14 protein-coding genes are annotated in these 21732 nt (G+C 48.1%); 7 read left to right on the forward strand and 7 right to left on the reverse strand.

Translation table 11 applies throughout. From position 1 onward, the window contains the following. Window positions 1-50 precede the first annotated feature (50 nt). Both IEX62_RS21760 and IEX62_RS21765 read left to right on the forward strand, forming a co-directional pair. Window positions 51-2291 (forward strand): S8 family serine peptidase, encoded by a 2241-nt coding sequence (locus tag IEX62_RS21760; protein ID WP_188778222.1) that lies wholly within the window; start codon window positions 51-53, stop codon window positions 2289-2291. Between the two features lie 48 nt (window positions 2292-2339). Beyond that, entirely contained in the window at window positions 2340-2987 is a 648-nt protein-coding gene (locus IEX62_RS21765) for an S-layer homology domain-containing protein (protein ID WP_188778223.1), read from the forward strand. Window positions 2988-3248: 261 nt separating this feature from the next. On the opposite strand, the gene IEX62_RS21770 is transcribed toward IEX62_RS21765, so the two are convergent. Beyond that, the gene (locus IEX62_RS21770) at window positions 3249-4208 is read right to left on the reverse strand and encodes a polysaccharide deacetylase family protein (RefSeq protein ID WP_188778224.1); all 960 of its coding nucleotides are present in this window, start codon (window positions 4206-4208) and stop codon (window positions 3249-3251) included. Window positions 4209-4835: 627 nt separating this feature from the next. After that, complete coding sequence (locus tag IEX62_RS21775) at window positions 4836-7970, reverse strand: alpha-mannosidase (protein WP_188778225.1); 3135 nt, start codon at window positions 7968-7970, stop codon at window positions 4836-4838. Window positions 7971-8564: 594 nt separating this feature from the next. On the opposite strand from IEX62_RS21775, the gene IEX62_RS21780 reads away from it, so the two are divergent. Beyond that, window positions 8565-9428 (forward strand): DMT family transporter, encoded by an 864-nt coding sequence (locus tag IEX62_RS21780; RefSeq protein WP_188778227.1) that lies wholly within the window; start codon window positions 8565-8567, stop codon window positions 9426-9428. On the opposite strand, the gene IEX62_RS21785 is transcribed toward IEX62_RS21780, so the two are convergent. Then, a complete protein-coding gene (locus tag IEX62_RS21785) occupies window positions 9361-10098 on the reverse strand; it encodes an ArsR/SmtB family transcription factor (RefSeq protein ID WP_188778230.1) in 738 nt (245 codons plus the stop codon). The two genes, IEX62_RS21780 and IEX62_RS21785, sit on opposite strands and share 68 nt — an antisense overlap. Window positions 10099-10526: 428 nt before the next feature. Here IEX62_RS21785 and IEX62_RS21790 point away from each other — a divergent pair, with 428 nt between their 5' ends. The 3 genes from IEX62_RS21790 to IEX62_RS21800 all read left to right on the forward strand — a co-directional run bounded on the left by IEX62_RS21790 (window position 10527) and on the right by IEX62_RS21800 (window position 15624). After that, entirely contained in the window at window positions 10527-12614 is a 2088-nt protein-coding gene (locus tag IEX62_RS21790; protein WP_188778232.1) for a Na+/H+ antiporter, read from the forward strand. A 198-nt stretch (window positions 12615-12812) separates the two neighbouring features. After that, window positions 12813-14213 carry a prolyl oligopeptidase family serine peptidase gene (locus tag IEX62_RS21795; RefSeq protein ID WP_188778234.1) on the forward strand — a complete coding sequence of 467 codons (1401 nt, stop codon included), beginning with the start codon at window positions 12813-12815 and terminating at the stop codon, window positions 14211-14213. A 655-nt stretch (window positions 14214-14868) separates the two neighbouring features. After that, window positions 14869-15624 (forward strand): SDR family NAD(P)-dependent oxidoreductase, encoded by a 756-nt coding sequence (locus tag IEX62_RS21800; RefSeq protein ID WP_188778236.1) that lies wholly within the window; start codon window positions 14869-14871, stop codon window positions 15622-15624. A 213-nt stretch (window positions 15625-15837) separates the two neighbouring features. Here IEX62_RS21800 and IEX62_RS21805 read toward each other — a convergent pair whose 3' ends face one another. Together IEX62_RS21805 and IEX62_RS21810 are read right to left on the reverse strand one after the other, a co-directional pair. Beyond that, the gene (locus IEX62_RS21805; protein WP_188778239.1) at window positions 15838-16338 is read right to left on the reverse strand and encodes a hypothetical protein; all 501 of its coding nucleotides are present in this window, start codon (window positions 16336-16338) and stop codon (window positions 15838-15840) included. A 48-nt stretch (window positions 16339-16386) separates the two neighbouring features. After that, a complete protein-coding gene (locus tag IEX62_RS21810; RefSeq protein WP_188778241.1) occupies window positions 16387-17112 on the reverse strand; it encodes an HAD family hydrolase in 726 nt (241 codons plus the stop codon). Window positions 17113-17452: 340 nt separating this feature from the next. Between IEX62_RS21810 and IEX62_RS21815 the strand changes: the two genes are divergently transcribed. Then, window positions 17453-19009 carry a Ppx/GppA phosphatase family protein gene (locus IEX62_RS21815; RefSeq protein ID WP_188778243.1) on the forward strand — a complete coding sequence of 519 codons (1557 nt, stop codon included), beginning with the start codon at window positions 17453-17455 and terminating at the stop codon, window positions 19007-19009. Here the strand turns inward: IEX62_RS21815 and ppk1 are convergent. After that, window positions 18942-21086, reverse strand: a complete 2145-nt coding sequence (gene ppk1 / locus IEX62_RS21820; protein WP_188778246.1) for a polyphosphate kinase 1 — start codon at window positions 21084-21086, stop codon at window positions 18942-18944. The two genes, IEX62_RS21815 and ppk1, sit on opposite strands and share 68 nt — an antisense overlap. A gap of 292 nt (window positions 21087-21378) precedes the next feature. Beyond that, the gene (locus IEX62_RS21825) at window positions 21379-21597 is read right to left on the reverse strand and encodes a hypothetical protein (protein WP_188778248.1); all 219 of its coding nucleotides are present in this window, start codon (window positions 21595-21597) and stop codon (window positions 21379-21381) included. Window positions 21598-21732: the final 135 nt, after the last annotated feature.

The raw sequence follows: 21732 nt of genomic DNA on the forward strand, positions 1-21732 counted from the left end.
CGGTGAGAAGGATCTCATTTGAATGCCGGAGTCGGAGGGAAATGACTAGCATGAAAAAGACAGCAAAGATATGGATTGCCTCTCTGTTTACGGTGTCCAGCCTTGTAGGCGCGACTTCGACATATGGGCATGACCGGGCATTCGCCGCAGGTGCGGAGCAGGATGTCATTGTCGTATATAAAAATGAGGACGGCAAAGAAGCCGTACTCGATCAGAGTGTAGATGTGCAGCATGAGTTTGAAACGGTTCCTGCCGTTTCCGCTACTGTCACACAGGCCGATCTGAATAGTCTGGTACAGAATCCGGATATTGCTTATATTGAGCGTAATGTTCCGTTTCAGCTTACAGACGATGATGTGACGCCACTTGGTAATGTGTCTCCAGTCAATAAGAATGAGCAAGCACAATGGAATTATCAAGCAGAGCAGCCTGATCTAGAATGGGCAAAAGGCTATAATGGCTCTGGCATTAAGGTTGCTGTGATCGATTCTGGTATCGCGGCTCACCCTGAATTAACAATTGCTGGTGGTGTATCCACCGTCGATTATACAACCTCTTATACCGATGATAACGGTCACGGCACACATGTGGCTGGTATTATTGCCGCGCACAACAATGATGGGTCTGTAACCGGTATGGCACCGGGCGTACAGCTCTATGCTGTAAAGGCGATGGGCTCCAACGGTCAGGGCAATCTGCAAGATGTACTGGAAGGCGTAGATTGGGCGATTCAGAACCATATGGATGTGATCAACCTGTCGCTCGGTACGTCCTATGATTCACAGCTTCTGCACAATATGCTTGATCAGGCGTATCAAGCAGGGATTGTCGTTGTGGCATCTGCTGGTAATAGCGGCGCAGGCACCGATACGGTCAATTATCCTGCTCAGTACAGCAGTGTTATCGCTGTTGCTGCTGTAGACAAGGATCTCAAGCGTGGAAGTTTCTCATCGACAGGGCCAAAGGTAGAGCTGGCAGCACCTGGTGTATCGATCGTATCCACGTATCTCAATAATGGCTTTGCTATCGCAAGCGGCACATCACAGGCTGCACCGCATGTGGCAGCAATGGCAGCGATTTTAAAACAGGAAAATCCATCCCTATCCGCTTCCGCACTACGCAGCAAGTTACAGGATTATGCGGTAGATCTCGGTACAAGCGGACGGGATGCTGAATATGGATATGGCTTTGTGACATTCAAGCCGAAGGCAGATACAACCGCACCAGCTGAGGTCAGTGGACTTCAAGCGAGTCAGATCGGAACGGATTCGGTGACATTAACCTGGCAAAATCCAACCGATACCGACTTAGCAGGCGTGCATGTATATAACGATCATGATCCAGCGAAGCAAACGGTACAAACGAATGTGTATACCGCTCAGGGACTGGTGCCCGATACGAGCTATACGTTTACAGTCAAAACGTTTGACCAGACAGGCAATGAATCGATCGGTAAAACGGTAACAGCTAAAACCAATTCTGTTCAGCCTACATCAGGCTCAGGTAGTGATTCGTCTACACCATCGAGCGATAATCAGCCATCGCCTTCGTTCACACCGACACCATCGAACACACCAGCACCAACCGTTACACCAACACCGGTAATCACACCTGTTCCAGTTGTAACGCCAACACCAGTCGTTGCCGTACCTGTTGTAACGACACCGCCACCAGTAGGTGGAGGAGCGCTCGTCCCTGCATTTGGCGGCGGGGGTGGTGGAGGCGGAGGTGGCGGTGGTGCACCAGCGGCACCGCGTCCAACCGTTACACCAGCACCAGTATCACAGACACCAGCCGCAGCGCCTACACCAGCGCAAAAGGCACAGCAGCAGCTGAACACAGCTAAGTCTTCTGGCAAAGCATCCGATTATATCAAAGCAAGCTTTAGTGGACGTGGATTGAACAACGCGAGCTTTAGCAAGCAACTGGCTGATCTCAAGCAAAGTCTGGGCATTCAGGATGTGCCCGCTCGAACCAGCCTGCCAAGCACTGTACCTGTACGCATTAGCCTGCAAGTCGTAACGAAGAGCAGTCAGTACAAATACCTGGATCCATCTACAATCAATACAGACAATGTCACCGTACTGGATGGCAATGGCAATATCGCTGGTAATGTACAGATTGCTATGAAATTTAACCGTATTTTTATTACGCCAACGGCAGGTGGCTTTAGCTCCGGTCAGACGTATACCGTTGTACTGGAAAAAGGAATCAAGGGTCAATCGTCAGCGAATTCGGATCAATCCACAGCACTGAGTAATCCGCTTGTCCTACAATTTACGACACGATAATAGGGTCTCTATTATAAATGAGTGCGACTCAAGAAAAGGTGAACAGCGATGAATAAACGAACATTACCACGTCTGCTCCTGACGCTTGGCTTATTGCTGACCATGCTGGTTTCCAGCATGCCTCAGCAGGCACAGGCAGCAGATGGAAAGCTCTTTTCCGATGTGTCTGCAAGCTACTGGGCACACGATACAATTGCATGGGGTGTACAATCTGGCTTAGTGAAGGGCTATGCAGATGGTAGTTTCAAGCCAGGCAAAACAGTAACGGAAGCTGAATTTTTGGCGATGCTGATTCGCTCCTACGAGCCATCTGTGACCGCAAGCAGCAAAGGCAACTGGGCAGCTCCATATTATACTCGCGCCAAAGCGTTAAATTATCCCGTACAAAGCTACACTAATCTGTCGACTCGTAATGCTGTGATCAGTCGCGCACAAGTAGCAGAGCTCGTATCCGCTGCGGATGGAGTCAACTTTAGCGGTGACAATGCGATTCGTTACTTGCTCGCCTTCGGCTTAGCTAATGGCAGTAATGCGGGTCAAGCGACGATCGCTTCTTTCAAGGGTAAGCAATCGCTGACACGCGCCGAAGCACTGCAATTTATTAAAAACTTCGTCGATTATGGCGCAGGTGGTCTGCTGGATCGTCCACAGGAGGCGTCGAATGTCGCCGATCTTCCGGCAGTTGCTGACCGTTAATCGTTTCGTTATTGCTCGTTATCGATACCCATTACACATGTTATGAAGTGACTCGTTTATGCTCTACACGAGCAAGTGTAATGCTCCTAGAACATGTACCCATGGTTAGGTAACATCTAATAAGTATACAAAAAGCCCCTTTCCCTGTAGGAAGCGAAATGTCATCTGTAGGATGAACATCCGTTTCAGTGGGAAAGGGGCTTTATTACGTTGCGACTGAATAGTCTTATCTCAATAAGGTCGTCTTATGAAAATATAATGTTAAAAGGCAACAGGTGCCGAGCCGTCTGGATCATGATCCATATGCAGCAGTTCACCTAGATTAGTCGTAGAGATCACGGTCAGACGCTTCAATTGGAGCGGATCATCGCCCGGTCGAATAAAGCCCTGGTGCACCGTGAATGCCATCCGGTAGCCGGACTGCTTGAGTGCATAGATCATCTGCATACGGAAATCGCCAAATGGATACGCAAAGTATGGTGTATTAATGCCAGCTTCGGTACGCATAATATGATCATCCTTTACAAAACGATCCGGGTCCATACCTGCTGCATAATCATCGCCGCAATGCAGTGGCTCTTTGAAATGCAGATTATAGGTATGACTGTTAAATTCAAACACATCAGTCGTCGCCTTCATTTCCTCACGCGATACATAGCTTGTTTTGGTTGGATCGAAGGCTTGCGTTTTCGCTTGAATTTTGGAGCCGATCACGAACATGGTAGCGTGGAAGCCGTACTTTTTCATAATCGGGTAGGCGTAGATCATATTGTTCTGATAGCCATCATCAAAGCTGATCACGACGGTATTTTCCGGTAGTGGAGCCTGCTCGTTCACGAACTTCTCCAGCTCCTGCAAGGTTGCCGTGTGGTAATGGTTGTCGTACAGATACTTCATATCCTTCTCGAAGGCTTCGAGGTTGATGATCGAGTTGTTTTTCGGCTCGGTATTGTACTTCGCAGGCACGATATAGTGGTACATGAGCACAGCGACCTTATCCGCAGTGCCTTTCGGTACAACATAATCAGCGGCAAGTGCGACATTACGCTGATTCAACTCATCCCGGTGTTGCAGATAAAACACTTCATTTTGAGCAGCGACCCAGGAGCTGCATATTTTATGGGCCAGAATGGAAGACTTCGGGAAGTTCACCCCGAGGACATAGACGACGAGCAGCATCGCCAGCAGGGCGAACATATACTTTTTCCAGGGCTTACGCATGCTTTAGGTATGTCTCCTTTGATGTAAAAATAGACGGAAATGCACAGCACCGCTCGTCGCTAAAGAAACTGTAACGAGACGGTCTGTATGAATGGACAGATGTTAGATGCCGTTGCTGAACCAATCGAACACGTCAGCAAACTCCGTACAAGCTTATTCCTTTGTTTATAGTAAACGAAAGCTGTCGACAAAAAGTTACATTCCGGCTGAAGAATAGTAACAGTCGCGTGGTTGACTTTTACTTATACTACCGACTTGCTTTCTATTAAAACAGAGAAATCCATTCGTAAATCCGTAGTATTAGTTATATCAGATAAATGTATGAAAACTGTGTGAGTACAGATTTTATAGCTTCGTAGTGCGAGGATAGCAGGAGGTGACGTAGTAGTTGGAATGAATAGGTGAATATTGAGCTAATTCTGTCGTTTACGCAATAGCAGTAGTAATTTCCCTATGTATAGATACAGAAGCTAGGCTGTACCGCTAATTTGAATGATGGATAGATTGCTCATTCATTTCTATAGGCGATAATAGCAAATAATCTGTATAAATAAGCGCCTGTCACTCTTGGACAACATAGAGTAACAGGCGCTTGTTATATGGAGCTTAGCGAATGTAGATTAAGCTTTACAGCGCGATCTCGAATGTTTTAATCTCATATGGCTCCAGTACAAATGCGATCGTATCGCCAGCAGTATCCTCGCCTTCTGGCTTTTCCATCAGATTGCATTCGCGGTAGCTGGTGATGCCCAGCTCGCTGGTCAGTGTCAGGCGCTGACGACTGCCTGAGAAGTCATGCACACGCACGATGATCCGGTCGCTGTCCTCTGCCTTTTTCACTGCATCGATCATAGCAGTTTGACCGGACAGGGTGAACAGGGAGCGTTCTGGTGTATCCGAGCCGCCTGTACTTACACGCAGCGGGCTGTTTAATGCCCATGCTGCTGGAACTGTACCGCCTTGCAGCCAGTCGCCTTCGTGTGGAAGCAGGGAGTAGGTGAATTCATGATGCCCCTGGTCGGCTTCAAAGTCGGGATGGATGGCGCATTTGATCAGCGACAGACGCATCACATTATTTTTGATATCATAGCCGTATTTGCAATCGTTCAACAGGCTGACACCATAGCCACGATCGGACAGGTCTGCCCACTGATGACCGACAGACTCGAAGCGTGCGCTATCCCAGCTTGTATTCCAGTGTGTTGGACGCTTCACATTGCCATACTGAATATCATACGTAGCCTCGGTAGAGCGTACATTCACCGGGAAGGCGACTTTGAGTAGCTGCTGACGCTCATGCCAGTCTGCCTCGGTGACAAAGTCGATGCGGCGATCGTCTGCGTACACGATCATCTGCTGACGGATCGTCGACTCACCAATTTTCCATTCAAAACGAACGACCGTGCGCAGCAGACCCGTTTCCACGACTTCCGATACGGTCAGCTCCTGCACTTCCTTCATTTTCTCCTGATAATAAATATCGATATCCCACGCATCAAAGTTCAGTGGCTTATCCTCGAACAATTGCAGTACATTCCCACGCTCGCCAGCAGCCAGCACCTCACGGTCTGCTGCTCGATCATACAGTCGTGTTAACTGACCCTGCTCATTCCATTCCAGCTCGTAAAATGGCGTGCTCAAGCGCTGTGCTTCCACTGTGAATGGAGAGCTTGCCGCTGGAGCTTCGGTAGTCGGCTCAAAGGAAAAAGTCGTGTATCCAAGTGCAGGCACCTCGGGTACGTGTACAATCCATTCGCCATCGTGTAGCTCAGCTTGTAAAATAGCGCCATTGGCAGCTTTCCAGCTACCGCTTTGCATTGAATCATTCGCAGCAATCGTCAGCACACCGCTGGTTGCCCATGGTGCCGAGTTCCATACGGTGCGAGTATGATCATCCGACTTACCAGCGATGAGCTGCTCTGCCTGTTCCCATACGTCAGAGCCGATCTGCCAGGCTTCTGCATATTCCTCGCGGCTGTCTTCATAGACTTCACGGATCGAAGAGCCAGGGATGATATCATGGAACTGGTTGCGTAAAATAATTTTCCAACCATCATGAAGCTGTTCTTGCGGATAAGCGCTCCAGTTGCCGCCGAGCGCACTTTGCCACGCATTCAGCCATTCGGCTTCACGGTATAGCAGCTCCAGCTTGCGATTCATACGCTTATTGTACGCCTGACTGGTGTAGGTACCACGGTGGTATTCCAGATATAGCTCGCCATCCCATGTGTGTACATAGCTGTCCGTATTCGCTACCGTCTCCTGCAAGCGGCGGAAATAGTCGCCTGCCAATCCGGTACGCATATGTGGCAAGCCTGGCATACGGTCGATACGGCGACGCATTTCCAGCATCGTCCGGTTAACACCGCCGCCGCCATCGCCATAGCCGTACGATACGAGCAATTCACGATTCATTTCCTTGTCCCGATAGGCTTCCCAGCTGCCTTGAGCTGTTTTCGGTACAAGCTGACCGTTATATGTGTAGAACCACGAGCCTGGCTCCGAATCCGGTTCTGTTGTCGTGATAAAGTGTGTCAGCACCTCGGTTCCATCGATCCCACGCCAGTGGAACGTATCGTGCGGCATCCGGTTGAACTGGTTCCAGCTGATCTTCGTTGTCATGAAGGTATCGATACCAGATTTTTTCAAAATCTGTGGAAGCGCCCAGCTATAGCCGAATACATCAGGCAACCACAGATAATCCGATTCAACGCCAAATTCTTCTTTGAAAAAGCGGGTGCCGAGCAGCAGCTGACGAGTTAGCGATTCTCCGCTGGTCAGGTTACAGTCTGCCTCCAGCCACATCGCACCGCCAGCTTCCCAGCGTCCTTCGGCAATACGCGCTTTGATCTGCTCGTATAGCTCGGGTGCGTCCTGCTTCACATAGTCATACAGCTGTGGCTGAGTTTGCAGGAATACGTAGTCCGGGAACTTTTCCATTAAACGCATAACAGTGGAGAAGGAGCGAATCGCTTTTTCCCGTGTATGCTTGAGTCGCCATAGCCACGCGACGTCAATATGAGTATGCCCGATGGCAGTTAATTGAACAGAGGAATGCTTTCCGATCTCACCAACAAGCTCATCCAGCAGCTGTTCGGCTTGCTGAATACTTGCATAGAAGCTTTCCGAGCCAGGTACAGCCCAGTCGATCAAACGGAATGCGCGATCAATCGCACGCAGCAGGTCAGCACGCTCAGGCGAGTGCTCACTCAGCACTTCAACCGTTTCCAGTACAGTAACGCCGGTATAGTACAGATTGTCTGTCGGCTCATCCAGCCAGCACAGCTCTGCTGTTTGCAGCTCATGCTTTTGCATGATGCGCTTGCCGCCGCCTTCCAGACCTGTCCATAGACGGAAGGTCAGCTGCTGCTGTTGTCCAGCCGCATCGGCAGGCAGGAACACCTCCATATGATTGGAGTCGACCCCTTGATAAGGCTGTCCATTCAAATACAGCAGCGATTCAAAACCAGAATTCGTACCGCCGCCTGTTTTACCAAAATCAAATCTGCCCAGAATCGTCTTGCCATTCCATGCTGCGGGTACCTCTGCGCTCACATTGAGCCACAGGTAGCGGTCACGTCCAGTCCAGGTGTCGCCCAACTTCATCTCAGTCCAGGTGTTATCTGGCTGTAGCGGGGCAGAATGAATGCGCTTACCATCATCTTCATGCGTTTGAAACGAAGACAGGACGATGGCCTCACGGTAACGATAGCTATCCAGTTCATTGAGTCGGGATTTCAGCTTCTGCTCTGTTAAAAACATACCTTCACTCCTTGATCGTTGGTGAATTTCCGCAGGTCAACCGGTGAGCAAGCCTGTATGCTGGAGAATCGCCAGCAATGTAATCGATGATGACAGGCAGATGTTGTTTTCGTGATGTCGCCATTCGGGGACAAGCGAACTTCCACTTCCCATGTTGGCACATCCGGAGAGCAAATACAATATGTTATCTCTGAATTTAAAATGGTAAAACAAATCCAACATACTTTATATAGTAGAAGTGGAAATGAAAATCTGAAAATATCAGTAAGCTAATGTTAACCGAACCAGTATTGAGCAAATTATACATATCAATGGGAGAGAAGCATCTTCCATTGTCATCCATGAGGTGATCCTGTCATGATGCAATCCTTCCATATCCAGCTACCAAAATCTTATATGCTACATCTCTTGTATCATGTATTCCATATTTCGATGAGCACTGCATTCGATCCATTATATACTTATTTCAAGCCCGAGAGCGCAGACGATAAGAGCTGTGAACAGGGTAATAGATAACAGTGCTCCACATGATGCAGGTCAACTGAAACGACTGCAAACACACATGACCGAAGCAGCTGTAAAAGGAGAGAAACCATGAATCGAATTTCGATGCTGTTCCTTATTGTACTGACGACCTTTCTCATGGGTTCATCCTTTGCGATTGGCAAAATGGGATTAGTCTACGCCTCCCCATTGTTATTAGCTGGACTGCGCTTTCTACTCGCAGGGATTATTATGGCGGTACTTGTTCGCTTGTTACGTCAGCCTCATCCATCAGACTGGAGGGATTGGGGTAAAATGGTGCTCATCGGCACCTTTCAGACCGCAGGGGTGATGGGCTGTGTGTTCATTAGTTTGCGTACGATCACCGCAGGTGAATCATCGATCCTAACCTTTACCAATCCACTGCTGGTGGTTGTATTTGGCACCTGCTTTGCAGGGATGCGATATCGCTGGTATCAATGGATCGGCGTGCTGCTTGGGCTGATCGGCGTTAGCGTTACCGTTGGCGCCGGGCTGCAATGGAAGATTGGGCTCGTATTCGGACTTGCTTCGGCTGTATCATGGGCAACGGCAACGCTGCTCGTTAAGCGCTGGGGTGGAGGGCTGAATACGTGGGTGCTGTCTGCATATCAAATGCTGGCCGGGGGGATTTTGCTGCTGCTTGGCAGTGTAGTCCTGGAGCAGCCTTCATTTGTATGGAATGGCGCTTCGATTATGATTCTGCTCTGGCTCAGTCTGTTATCGTCGATTGTGCAGTTTGCAGGCTGGTACTATGTACTGCAAAATAGCGATCCCGGCAAAACAAGTGCATTTCTATTTCTCGCGCCATTCTTTGGTGTGTTAACAGGCTGGCTTCTGCTAGGAGAGCCGCTGTATCCATCGCTGATTACAGGTGGGCTGTGTATTCTAGTCGGAATTTATCTGGTGAATCGGCAGGTTCAAGCTCCACGCTAAAATGGTCGCGAAACGCCTGCTTCCCGTTCGCCGTAACCTGAATCGCCCGAATGCCTGACATACGCTCGATCCAACCACGTTCCAGACATAGCTGCAATAAACCCTGTCCCAATGCGCCGCCCAGATGATGCTTGCGTTCGCTCCAATCCAAACAGGCATGGGCAAAGGCACGGCGCTTGCGGCGTAGCGGGGCGATATCCAGACCGATAGCGGTGAATCGTTCCACTCCCGTTTCACTCACCTCAAATGCTCCATCCTTCACAATCAAGTACCCATGCTGAACCATTGCCTCTGTTAATAAAACACCTACCTGCCCAGCCAGATGATCGTAACAGGTGCGTCCGTAGCGCAACTGATCCATCTGCTGGGATTGCTTTAAGGAACGCACCTCAGGTACGGGACAGATCGCTAAGAACTGCTCCAGCTTCTGCGCCGTCTCATTTCCAGCCAATCGATAATAACGATAACGTCCATGCTTTTCCGTGCTGATCCAGCCCTGCTCGGTGAGTCGTGCTAGATGAAAACTAGCGGTTTGCGGTGTAATGGACGCTGCGTGAGCAAGCTCACCCGCCGTATGGAACCGACCATCCAGCAGTGCTGTCAGCATATTAGCACGCGAAGGCTCGCCTAGCAGGGAAGCGATATTGGATATATTTGAATGTAGTGTCATGAATGTGGCTCCTTAGTAGATATAAATTTGTAGATATATATTTGCAGGTATAGATGTAGATATAGATAAAGCTGCAAATGCTATGAATGAAGATGCACATGCTGCGAAATATAGAGGCATGTGTATTTCACATTTCGATCATTATCTAATTATACTATACAAAAAATAAAATGCAGGCTAGCTGCATAATGGACTGCGTATCGGAATGAACCGAGTGTTCCTATTGCATAGCATGGTAAAATAAACATAGACCTCCTACCTATCGCTGCTGTACAGGTATCCTGATCATAAACCTATACGCTACGGTTAACTAAACGTTGGCCTACAATTGCCAGTCGTTCGTTTGCAAGACAGGCGTGGTGGGTATGTTGTTGTTGGAGGTTGGTACGACTATTACGAGGATCGGCTACAATCGAAAGGGGATGGCCATGGAGCATTTTATTGCTGTACTTGTTATTCTGTTTTTCATCGGGATTTCCAATGTTCTGAACAGGCTGGTTCCCTTTGTGCCAGTGCCGCTATTTCAGATTGTGCTCGGGATCGGTGTTGCCCTGTTCGGGTTAAAGGTAGAGCTAGATCCAGAGCTGTTTCTGGTGCTGTTTATCGCACCACTGCTATATAATGATGCTCGTCAAACGCCACGCGGTGAGCTGTGGAATTTGCGAGGACCGATTATTTTGTTAGCGTTTGGGCTCGTATTTGTGACTGTGATCGTAGCGGGCTATGGGATTAATTATCTGATTCCAAGTATTCCATTACCTGCTGCATTCGCGCTGGCGGCAATTCTGTCTCCGACCGATGCGGTAGCCGTAGGCTCGCTGGCGAAAAGGATTCATTTACCAGGCTCGATTCATCGTCTGCTGGAGGGTGAATCGCTCCTGAATGATGCGTCCGGACTGGTTGCATTCAAATTCGCTGTGGCGGCGATGGTGACAGGTACGTTCTCGCTCTGGGAAGCGTCGCTGAACTTCCTATTAGTCGCGCTGGGGGGATTGGCGATTGGTACACTTGCCTCTTTCCTGCTTATTCGCTGTCAGGTGTTGGTGCGTAAATGGGGGATGGAGGATATCACGGTACATGTGCTGTGGCAGATTCTGACCCCGTTCGTAATCTATTTGCTGGCGGAGGAGATTGGTGTATCGGGTATCCTCGCAGTTGTGGCAGGCGGTATCGTCTATGCGATGGAGAAGGATCGCGCCGAATCGGTACAGCTCAAAATGCAAATTGTCTCAACAAGCACATGGTCGGTCATTGTGTATACGCTGAATGGTCTGGTGTTCATGATGCTCGGCTTGCAAATTCCAGAGGTGATGGGCAGTATTTTCACCAATCCCGAGTTTAATAATGGGCTGGTGCTTGGCTATGTTGCGTTGATCACATTACTGCTGTATATTTTGCGCTTTATCTGGATTTACTGCTACTGGGAGGTTCGCTATGTGATGAGTCGCCAGATGGATGATAATCGGCCGGATGTACGAGGCATTTTGCTCACGTCATTGTCCGGAGTACGCGGTGCGCTGACACTGGCGGCGGCATTCTCGATTCCGTATGTGCTGAACGATGGCTCTGCCTTTCCGCAGCGAGAGCTGATTCTATTTATTGCGGCAGGTGTGATTTTGCTGTCGCTCATACTGGCAAGTCTGCTATTACCGCTGTTATCGCCTAAACCACAGGCAGAGGTGACGAGTGCATCCGAAGCAGGGCAAGGAATGCTACAGCGTCAATTTGTAGAGGATCGGATTCGGATGAAGGTTCTGTCCGCAGCGGTGCAATCGGTCGAGTCCAGCACCAATGATGCGAACCGTGAAGCGGCGAAGACGCTCATTTCAGATATTACGCAATACATGTTCCAAAAAAATGGGATGCAGCCGTCGATTTTACATGATCCGAATCCAGATCAGGAAGAGGTCAAGCTGTATCTGGCTGCGATTCATGCAGAGCGTAAGGTCGCACGGAAGCTACGGGATAATGGAGAGATTACACCGGAGCTGGCGATGGAGTTTGAATATCGTCTGGATCGGATCGAAAATGTGCTGACCGATCGTATGGATACCGGGATTGCCGAGTGTGTGGACAAATGGAAGGGCATGCTGCCGATGCATCTGCCCGCTCCTGTGAATCTGACGAAGGATGCCGAATCGGATGGAGAGGCAGATGAGCCAGCCGCGATGAGCAAGCTTGATAAAATCCGTATGCTCAAGCATCTGAAGCTGCAATCCTGCCCAGCCGCGATTGATGCGATTCGTAGTCGTATGAATGTTCATAATGAGGAAGCCGCTGAAAAGGTCATTTCCCGTTATCGCAAAATTATGAACTCGATTCAATACTTCAATGAGAAAATTGCACCGGATATTACACTGGATGAAAACAAGCTCAACTTGATCACCAGTGCTGTGCAAAACCAGCGCGATACGGTGCAGGAGCTGTACGAGAGCGGCGAGATCGACCGTCAATATGCACGGAAGATGCGTAGCTTTGTGCAAGATCTGGAGAAGTGGATTCTGATGGAGACGTAAAAGATTAGCTCCATTATGATAACGCAACTATATCGCAGGAGAGATTAATGAAACGCAACTAAAATGAGTATTCTTTGCCAGGCAAAAAGAATCGGAACAATATGTTTCGGTTCTTTTTGATACATCATTTCCCATATCTCGATTCCAATGCTACAATAAAGCAATCTTTCCCATTATGAATTTGGAGGTATGTTACTGATGAATATGAAAAAAGGACTGCTTTCTGGCTTTCTAGCTCTAGCTGTAACCTCTTCTCTTTTTATTTCCACAAATGTAAGCGCAAACAATTCAACCGAAGCGCCAGCTCCATTCTCGTATTCACTCGTAACTCGCGGCTATGATTGGGGCCCAGCCGTGTACAAGGTTATTTTACATACCGGTGTGGATATTCAAGCAGACACACTCACCAACGACACATTCAAAGTCCTAGCCGAGCGCAGTTATCCGATGGTTAACATGCAGACGAAGCAAAAGTATACCGGAGCAGATAGCTCCAGTAGAACGATCGATCGAGTGTATCTGTCCGATGAAAAGGGGAACGCCTCCGAGCAGCCTGCCGGTCAGTACATTACGATGGAGATGAAGGTGCACCCTGATTCTGTATCAGCCAGTCCGTTTACATTCGACCTCAGTACATTCACGAATAAATACGTTGATCTCCAATACACGCTTGTTCAACAGAAACCGCTTCAAGATACACAGGGGAATACAGTCGACAATCTGACTACCCGACCAGATACCCCGCATACGATGATCGAGCAAGGGGTCGACAAGTTCGATACTACAGGCAAATTTAATTACAAGGATGCCAAATACGGACAGATCCATCTTACCTATGCGTCCTACATGCCAGCCAACGACAAGAAAAAGCCGTTAATCATCTGGCTGCATGGTGCAGGTGAGGGTGGAACCGATCCGAGAATTGCACTGCTGGGCAATAAAGTAACGTCATTAGCCGGAGAGTCGATTCAGAAATATTTCGGCGAGGCTGCCGTATTGGTGCCTCAGACGCCAACATTTTGGATGAACGACGGCACCGGTCAATATACGAAAACAGGGAAAAGTATGTATACCTCGGCACTGACTGCGCTAATTAAACAGTATGTCAAAGACCATGCCGCAGCCATAGATACTGATCGTATCTACATCGGAGGCTGCTCGAACGGTGGATTTATGACCTTGAATATGCTGCTTGCTAACCCGGATTATTTTGCCGCTGCCTATCCATCCGCTGAAGCTTATACCGATTCCTGGCTGACGAAGCAAGACATCAATAAGCTGAAGGATACCCCGATCTGGTTCACAGCCGCGGGAGCGGATAAGACAGTAGACACGTCCAAAGCATCAACAGCAACGTACAAACGACTCATTGCCGCAGGCGCGAAAAATGTTCATTATTCCTATTTTGATAAAGTGCTTGATATGAGTGGTCTGTACAAAAAAGGCAATGGAGATTCGGCAGCCTATGAGTACAACGGACACTGGTCATGGATTCCAGTATTGAACAACAATATTTCCAAAGACTACAATGGCAAGCCTGTCAAAATTAAAGGCAAAGCCGTATCTCTGATGGAATGGATGGCGAGCCAGAAGAACTAAATTATGATCTGCGTAGCATATACGGATTGGAAGGCTTATTGCAGCTTATTGCTTATTAAAAGCTAGTCTGATAAGAAGCTGCATAAGTAGATTGATTTTCGCTTTACGGAGCTAAGAAGCCCTGTACGTTAATATGTGCAGGGCTTCTGTTATTTGGTGCGATGAAGTAGTGAGTTCTATGGGATACAAGACACGTAGATAAGATATTTTTGATGTGAAATCATCTATTCGGCAGGCTGAGATTATGCTTATTTTTGGAATATCTACAGGTATATACTTGAATAGCTTAGTTTTCAGTAGCTTAATTTAGAGGTAATATAAAGGCAGTGTAAGTTGATGGCTAAGTAACTGCAATTCTTTAGTGGTATGTATGCAAACTGGTATACGTGTAAAAGCATGGAACGGAGGGAAGGAAATAAGGGGAAAGGACGAGTTACCGTGTTAGCGATTGTCTAACACGTGGTTTAATAAAAAGTGATTTTTGCGCAGCAAAATATCTTACAGCTTTTGAGCACGGGAATCTACAACTTGATCCTATTGCGTAGATTCCTGTGCGATACCGGAGTCCGTCCCCTTATTCCTTGCCGGAGTGGTTGCTACCCCAACAACAAAAGTTTACGTACACACTCTAAACCACGAATGGAGGAATTAGAAAATGTCTTCATTAACAGGAAAAGTAGCCATTGTTACAGGTGGTGCCAATGGAATCGGTGAAGCCTGCGTAAAGGAAATGGTTGCTGCTGGCGCCAGAGTTATATTTTCTGATCTGAATGATGAGCTAGGGCAGAAGCTGGAGCAGGAGCTGAACGCGAATGGTGGAGAAGTGCGTTACCAGCATTCTGATGTGTCGAAGGAAGAGGATGTAAAAGCATTGATTCAGCGTGCGATCGACGAATTCGGTCGTCTGGACACCATCGTAAGCAACGCTGGCATTGGCAATACAGACAGCACGGATGATCTGACATTTGAATCGTGGCGTAAGCTGATGAGTGTGAATCTGGATGGCGTTTTCCTGTGTGCCAAGTATGCCATTCAAGAGATGAAGAAAAATGGCGCTCAAGGTGGCTCAGTGATCAATATGGCCTCGATGCTCGGTCATGTAGGACGTGCAGCAACTGCGGCATACACCGCATCCAAAGGCGGCATCGTGAACCTGACTAAGTCACTGGCACTGGAGTATGGCCCGGATAATATCCGCGTGAATGCCGTATGTCCGGGTTATATTGAAACTCCACTACTCAATGCAACGCTGGATGAAGAAACGCAAAACTATCTGGCATCCCTGCATGCTTTCGGACGCTTGGGCAAGCCAGAAGAAGTCGGTAAAGCCGTTGTGTTCCTGGCATCTGACGATTCCAGCTTTGTCACAGGCTCTAGCCTGATGGTCGATGGTGGCTACACAGCTCAATAAGCAATGATATAGCAGAGCGTGTAGAAGATGATATTAACTCATGCATCTGTACGTGTCTGAATGAATATAGGACAACGAAGACCTCTGTCCCTGATACAGGATAGAGGTCTTCGTTTATACATGAGTTACAAGCTTTAATAAGCATTGTTAATCAAAGCAATGAATATTGCAGTACATCCATGATAGAAGGTAGTACAATACGCTATCTGTTCATTATAAATATCCTGCCTTTTGTAGTGCTTGCAAATAATGTGCATAGACAGGATTGCCTGGCTGTGCCTGAGCAGGATCAATCCCTTTTAATGCAACAAGCGTATACAGTAACTGTTCACTTATACCTTGCTGCGTGAATGAAGTCATCGTCTGTCCATCACTGGACATGATCGCGATGCGAAGCATCCGACCTTGCTGAATATCGACCCATGCTCGCTGAAATTTGTCTTCAGGAGCCGCATTATCGGCTTGATACATCGAAGTCTGAATTTCTTTTTCCTCTAATGTGAACAACGATTCTAAAATCGTCGGCTCTGTGATGGTATAACATTTATAAAAATGCTCAAATCCAGCATAGGGATCGTGAGCAAGGTCGGCGACGTAGATCGGGTCTTCTTCATTTGCCTGAAATGTATGGTGCAGTACTTTTTCTACGTCTGCCAATGAATACAATAAAGGCAGCTTTCTATCCAGAAAAGCCTGATGTAGATCAACAGTCAATGGGTTCACTCCTTGTATAAGATTGAATTCCATAGGTTTAACTCTACATTATACCGTCTTATTCGCAATCAGCTGCTTCACCACATCCAGCGGATGCTGCGTTTTATCCAGATTCGCGTCCGGTACATATTCCACATCATCCGGTAGCACGATTTGACGGCGATTGATCCAGATGCAGGACCAGCCTGCTTTTTTGGCACCTACCACATCATTCAGATAAGAGTCACCGAGATAGCACGTATCCGCAGCGGCAATATTCATCTGCTGCTCGACATGACGGAAAATAGCAGTATCTGGCTTGGATATACCCAGCTTCCCTGAAATAAAGGTATCCTCTGGAGCAATCCAGCGATCCATGCGTAGCTGCTTCACTTTACTCGCCTGATGCTCCGCAGGGCCATTCGTAATAATGCCCATTCGCCAGCCCTGCTCCTTACCATAATCGAGCAGCTCCTTCATAAACGGATGCACTTCGATATGCTGCTGATGAAAGGCATAGCGATTTTGAAAATCTACCGCCTGCTGTTCAGAAATAGTAATATCAAAATCAGCAAAAGCGTGTGTAATCCGATACACATGCATATCCTCATCGCTCATTTGCCCATTTTGTACTTGATCAAATACGACATCACTATGCAGTCGACTACGGATAAACAGCTTTTCGACCGGAACGTCATACTCCTTCGAAGTGCCAAACACTTCATTATACGCCTGACCAAATGGGTCCATCTGATCGTACAATGTATCATCCATATCAAATATCAGATTAATCAATAGACTCTCCCGCTTTCTTTCTGTCTCATTCCAGTATGGGAATAGATAGTGATTCATGTGACAGTTTTGAAGTATACTTACTTTAATCTAGCGCTACGGCTTTATTCTAGCTTACTGGAAATTCATATAAAATTTCAAATAACGCAACTAGATTTCCAGCTACAGCCATTAGCTTTACCGGATCGGTTGTAGACGTGCGTGAATTGAGATAGACTGTAAACGTGATTGCACGGGATAAACGGGAACGAGAGCTTGCCCCTCATTCCATGCAGAGTACGGAAATGAAGCATACGATGCAGCCAGCACCGCTGGCACCATTTGCACAGACAAGGAGGATATTATGGGGAATACATCACAGCATAGCCGCGTAGGTATTATGGATATTGGCTCGAACTCCATTCGGCTGGTCATTTATGAGAACGGGGGCGGAATGGGCTACAAGGTGCTCAAGGAATGCCGCGAATCGGCACGTTTGAGTGCGATTGTAACGCCAGAAGGAGAAATGCCGCTGGAATCGCTGCGCTTTATCGTACCTGTGCTGCGTCAGTTTGCGGAGGTAAGCCGAGCGTATGAAGTAAGTGAGATTCGTGCGGTAGCTACCGCGGCGATTCGGAATGCGACGAATGGTGAGGACGTTATTCAATATTTGAATGAACAGACAGGTCTGGATATTGAGCTACTACCAGGTGAGATGGAAGGTCATTATGGATTTATCGGTGTTGTGAATCGAATCGATATTCGTGATGGCTATATTATCGATATCGGTGGTGGTAGTACCGAGATTACACTATTTCGCGATCGGACACGCATTTCCAGTGTATCGTTCCCATTTGGTGCAGTGAATATGAACGTGCGCTTTGGCAAGCAGGAGGATGGGCGCTGGGACGAGAAGGCGGTAACAGAGCTGGAGCAGCTCGTACTCAAGGCAGCGGAAAAGCATGACTGGATTAGCCGTAATCCGGGTCTACCCCTTGTCGGATTAGGTGGTACGATTCGCGCTGTTGGTAAAATGCATCAGCGTAAACGCAAATATTCGATGGAGCAGATTCATCAGTACACCCTGCAATCTGAGGATGCAGATTATTACTACCAGCAATTGCCTTCGATGACCAATGAAGAGCGCAAGCGTGTAGCTGGCTTGAGCAAAAATCGGACGGATATTATCATACCCGGGATGATCATTTTGCGTACATTGTTTGGTTATATGCAATGCGATCATTATCTGATCAGTGGTACAGGCTTGCGAGATGGGCTGTTCTTTGAATGGGAGCGCGGACGCGAGCATGCGGTGCTGGACGATGTGCTGGAATACGAGCTGGAGTCGGTGCTGGAGCTGGAGCCATTGCCACGTCAGCGACATTTGCGTCAGGTCGCACAGCTGTCTGTGCAGCTCTACGAAAGTCTGGGCGAAGGCATGGACGACCGCTGGAATGTGAAGCTGCTACGTACTGCTGCGATGCTGCATCAGATCGGGATGAAGGTAGGCTATCATGATTATGAGGAGCATACACGGTATCTGCTCACCACGCGTGCGCTGGCAGGCCTGAATCATCGGGAAACGGTGCTTGTTGCCTTTATCGCGATCTTCGGCAGTAAAGGAAAAATTAAGAAAAGACGCATTTCGGTGGAGTACGCGGATATTCTGCATCCGAAGGATGAGGAGCGCATTCGTCGTCTCGGTGCATTGCTACAGCTGGCTGCTGCTATGGATACGAGCGAGACGCAGCCTGTGGAGTCACTGCTAGCTGTACGCAAAGGAAGAGACTTCGAGCTGACCATTCACTGTCGCACCGAAGCCTCTATGGAAGTTGCTGAAATTACGGAAGCTGTTAAAGATTTGGAGAAGGAGTGGGATGTCCGAGTGCGGCTGGTGGTACATACGGTTTCCACGAGCTAATATTCCACGCATGGAACTGACTGCGCAGCGGCGGTTCCCCATTTTTGAATAATTCATAATTACCGCTTGGCAACAATATTCTAGCCTTCACATTGTCCGCAAGGATCAGGTTCAGAATATTGAGCACAGCGGTTTTTGTGTTTTTATCGAATAATGGACACATCAGCTCGACCCGACGTGTTAGATTGCGGGTCATCCAGTCCGCGCTGGCAAGCCATACCTCCTGCTCACCGCCATTATCAAAGGCGAAGATCCGCGAGTGCTCCAGATAACGGTCAACGATGCTACGAACGCGAACATTCTCACTCAGTCCAGGTACACCCGGGCGCAGACAGCACACACCGCGCACGATCAGATCAATCTTCACGCCAGCTTGAGAAGCGACATACAGCTCATCGATAATCTGCTGGTTGGAGAGCGAGTTCATTTTGGCAATAATACGTGCTGGCTTGCCATTGCGTGCATGATCAGCCTCGCGGCGAATGAGCGAGATGAACTTGTTCATCATCGTGCTTGGTGCAACCGCGACCGCCTGCCAATCATGACTTTCGGTATAGCCTGTAATATGATTGAACACCTCGGATGCATCCTCACCGATCTGCGGATTTACTGTCAGCAAGCCGACATCGGTGTACAGCCTTGCGGTGGAGGCATTGTAGTTACCTGTGCCCATATGGATATAGCGGCGAAGCGTATTACCCTCACGGCGCACGACGAGAATAACCTTAGCGTGCGTTTTGAGTCCGACCAGACCATAGACAACGTGGCAGCCTGCTTTTTCCAGCATTTTCGCCCAGACGATATTACGTTCTTCATCAAAGCGGGCTTTTAGCTCCACGACTACGGTGACCTGCTTGCCTGATTCGGCAGCACGGGCGAGCGAGTGGATCAGGGAGGACTTGCCGCTCACACGGTACAGCGTCATTTTGATTGCCATGACATCGGGATCATCTGCTGCTTGCTCGATAAAGTCACTAATCGCGTCAAATGATTCATACGGATGATACAGCAGCACATCACGCTCGCGAATGACGCTGAAAAAGTCTGTATCACTGCCTTCTGGGAACTCTGGAGCATAGCGCTGAATTTCAGGTGGATAACGCAGTGAATCGCGTCCAGTAACCGAATCGGAGAAGCCTAACAGGAAGCCCAGATCGAGCGGCCCGTCAATCTCATAAACCGCCTCACTTACATCGAATTCCTCCAGCAATTGAGCGAGTGCATACGGATGAAAGTCCTTTTGAATCTCCAGACGTACAGGCGCACTGCGTCTACGTTTACGAAGCTGGTTCTCGATCTCTTCCATCAGATCCTCTGCATCTTCCTCGTTAATGTCGAGATCGGCATTACGAGTCAGACGGAAGGCATTTACCGCAATCGGTGTATATCCGCCAAATAAGGTCTGAATATGCTGACAGATCAGATCCTCGATTAAAATGTATTGCTGCTTTTTACTATTTTGGCGATGCGGAAGTGCAACCGCACGCGGCAGATTGGAAGGAATCTGTACGATTGCAAAATAATACGCTTCGCCATCTTCCTGCTCCGTTGCCTTGAGATTCGGATGCTCCAGTACGACGGATAGATAGACACTCAGGCCATGCACGAGCGGAAACGGACGGCTCTGATCGACTGCCATCGGTGTGAGCACTGGATAAATGACATCGTGATAGTACGTGTCCGCAGCCTTCTGCTGAGTAACGCTCAGATCATCATAATGAGTCAGGGTAATGCCCTGCTTACCGAGTAAACGAGAGAGATCCCGATATGTACGGTATTGATGCGAAACCATCTTTTCTACGCGCTTTGTCAGGCGCTTGTATAAGCCGGCTGGTGTATAGCCGGTAAAATCCTTTTTGTTGTAGCCCGCTTTGATCTGATTACGGATACCAGCAACCCTTACGCTCATAAATTCATCGAGGTTGCGAGAAACGATACCGAGGAACTTGATGCGTTCCAGTAGTGGCGTATCCGATGCCTGTGCTTCCTCCATAACCCGGGTATTGAATTCAATCCAGCTAAGATCCCGGTTAATATACGTTGCTTGAGCTTGATGGTGTCCCTGTTTAGTTTCCATAATGCCTCCGGTCCTAGTGTTAGCGATCTCCTAACACGAGATTCAATGAAAAGTGATTTTTGCGAAGCAAAATATCTTACCTTGCTAGTGTTAGCGATCTCCTAACACGAGATTCAATAAAAAAGTGATTTTTGCAAAGCAAAATATCTTACCTTATTTAAACTTTTACTCCACGCTTGCCCGAACGGATACGTCTTCCTATCCCTCGCCAGCAACCGTGTCGAATGATGCAAAAATGTATCGTATATAGCCAGTATACCCATCTTTTGTTAACGCTGTGTAAAAAAATGCGTCAACTTTCGTTCCATAACTGTGTTCCATCCATTTTAGCAATCGATCGCTTTTGGGTTCTGCCAAAGTTAAAGCTCCGAGTACGCAGCTCATAACCTTCCTCTTCCAGTGGAAGCATCTTCTTCCATTTCTGAACAGTATACGCTGGATAGCCGGGGCGGTGCATATCGATTAAGATCATATCCTTGTGTAGCATATTTAGGCATTCACCAAGAGTCATGGTCATACCCCTTCCATGTAAAGGATCGCTACAGTATGCGATGCGACGATAGTGTCGTCGCCATTACGGCTAACTGAAGAGCCATCATACGCAAAATAAGTGGAAGTAGCGTGTAACTTATCATTACCCGCCTGT

Origin of the sequence: Paenibacillus hunanensis, from assembly GCF_014645615.1 — a bacterium.
Lineage (GTDB): Bacteria > Bacillota > Bacilli > Paenibacillales > Paenibacillaceae > Saccharibacillus > Saccharibacillus hunanensis.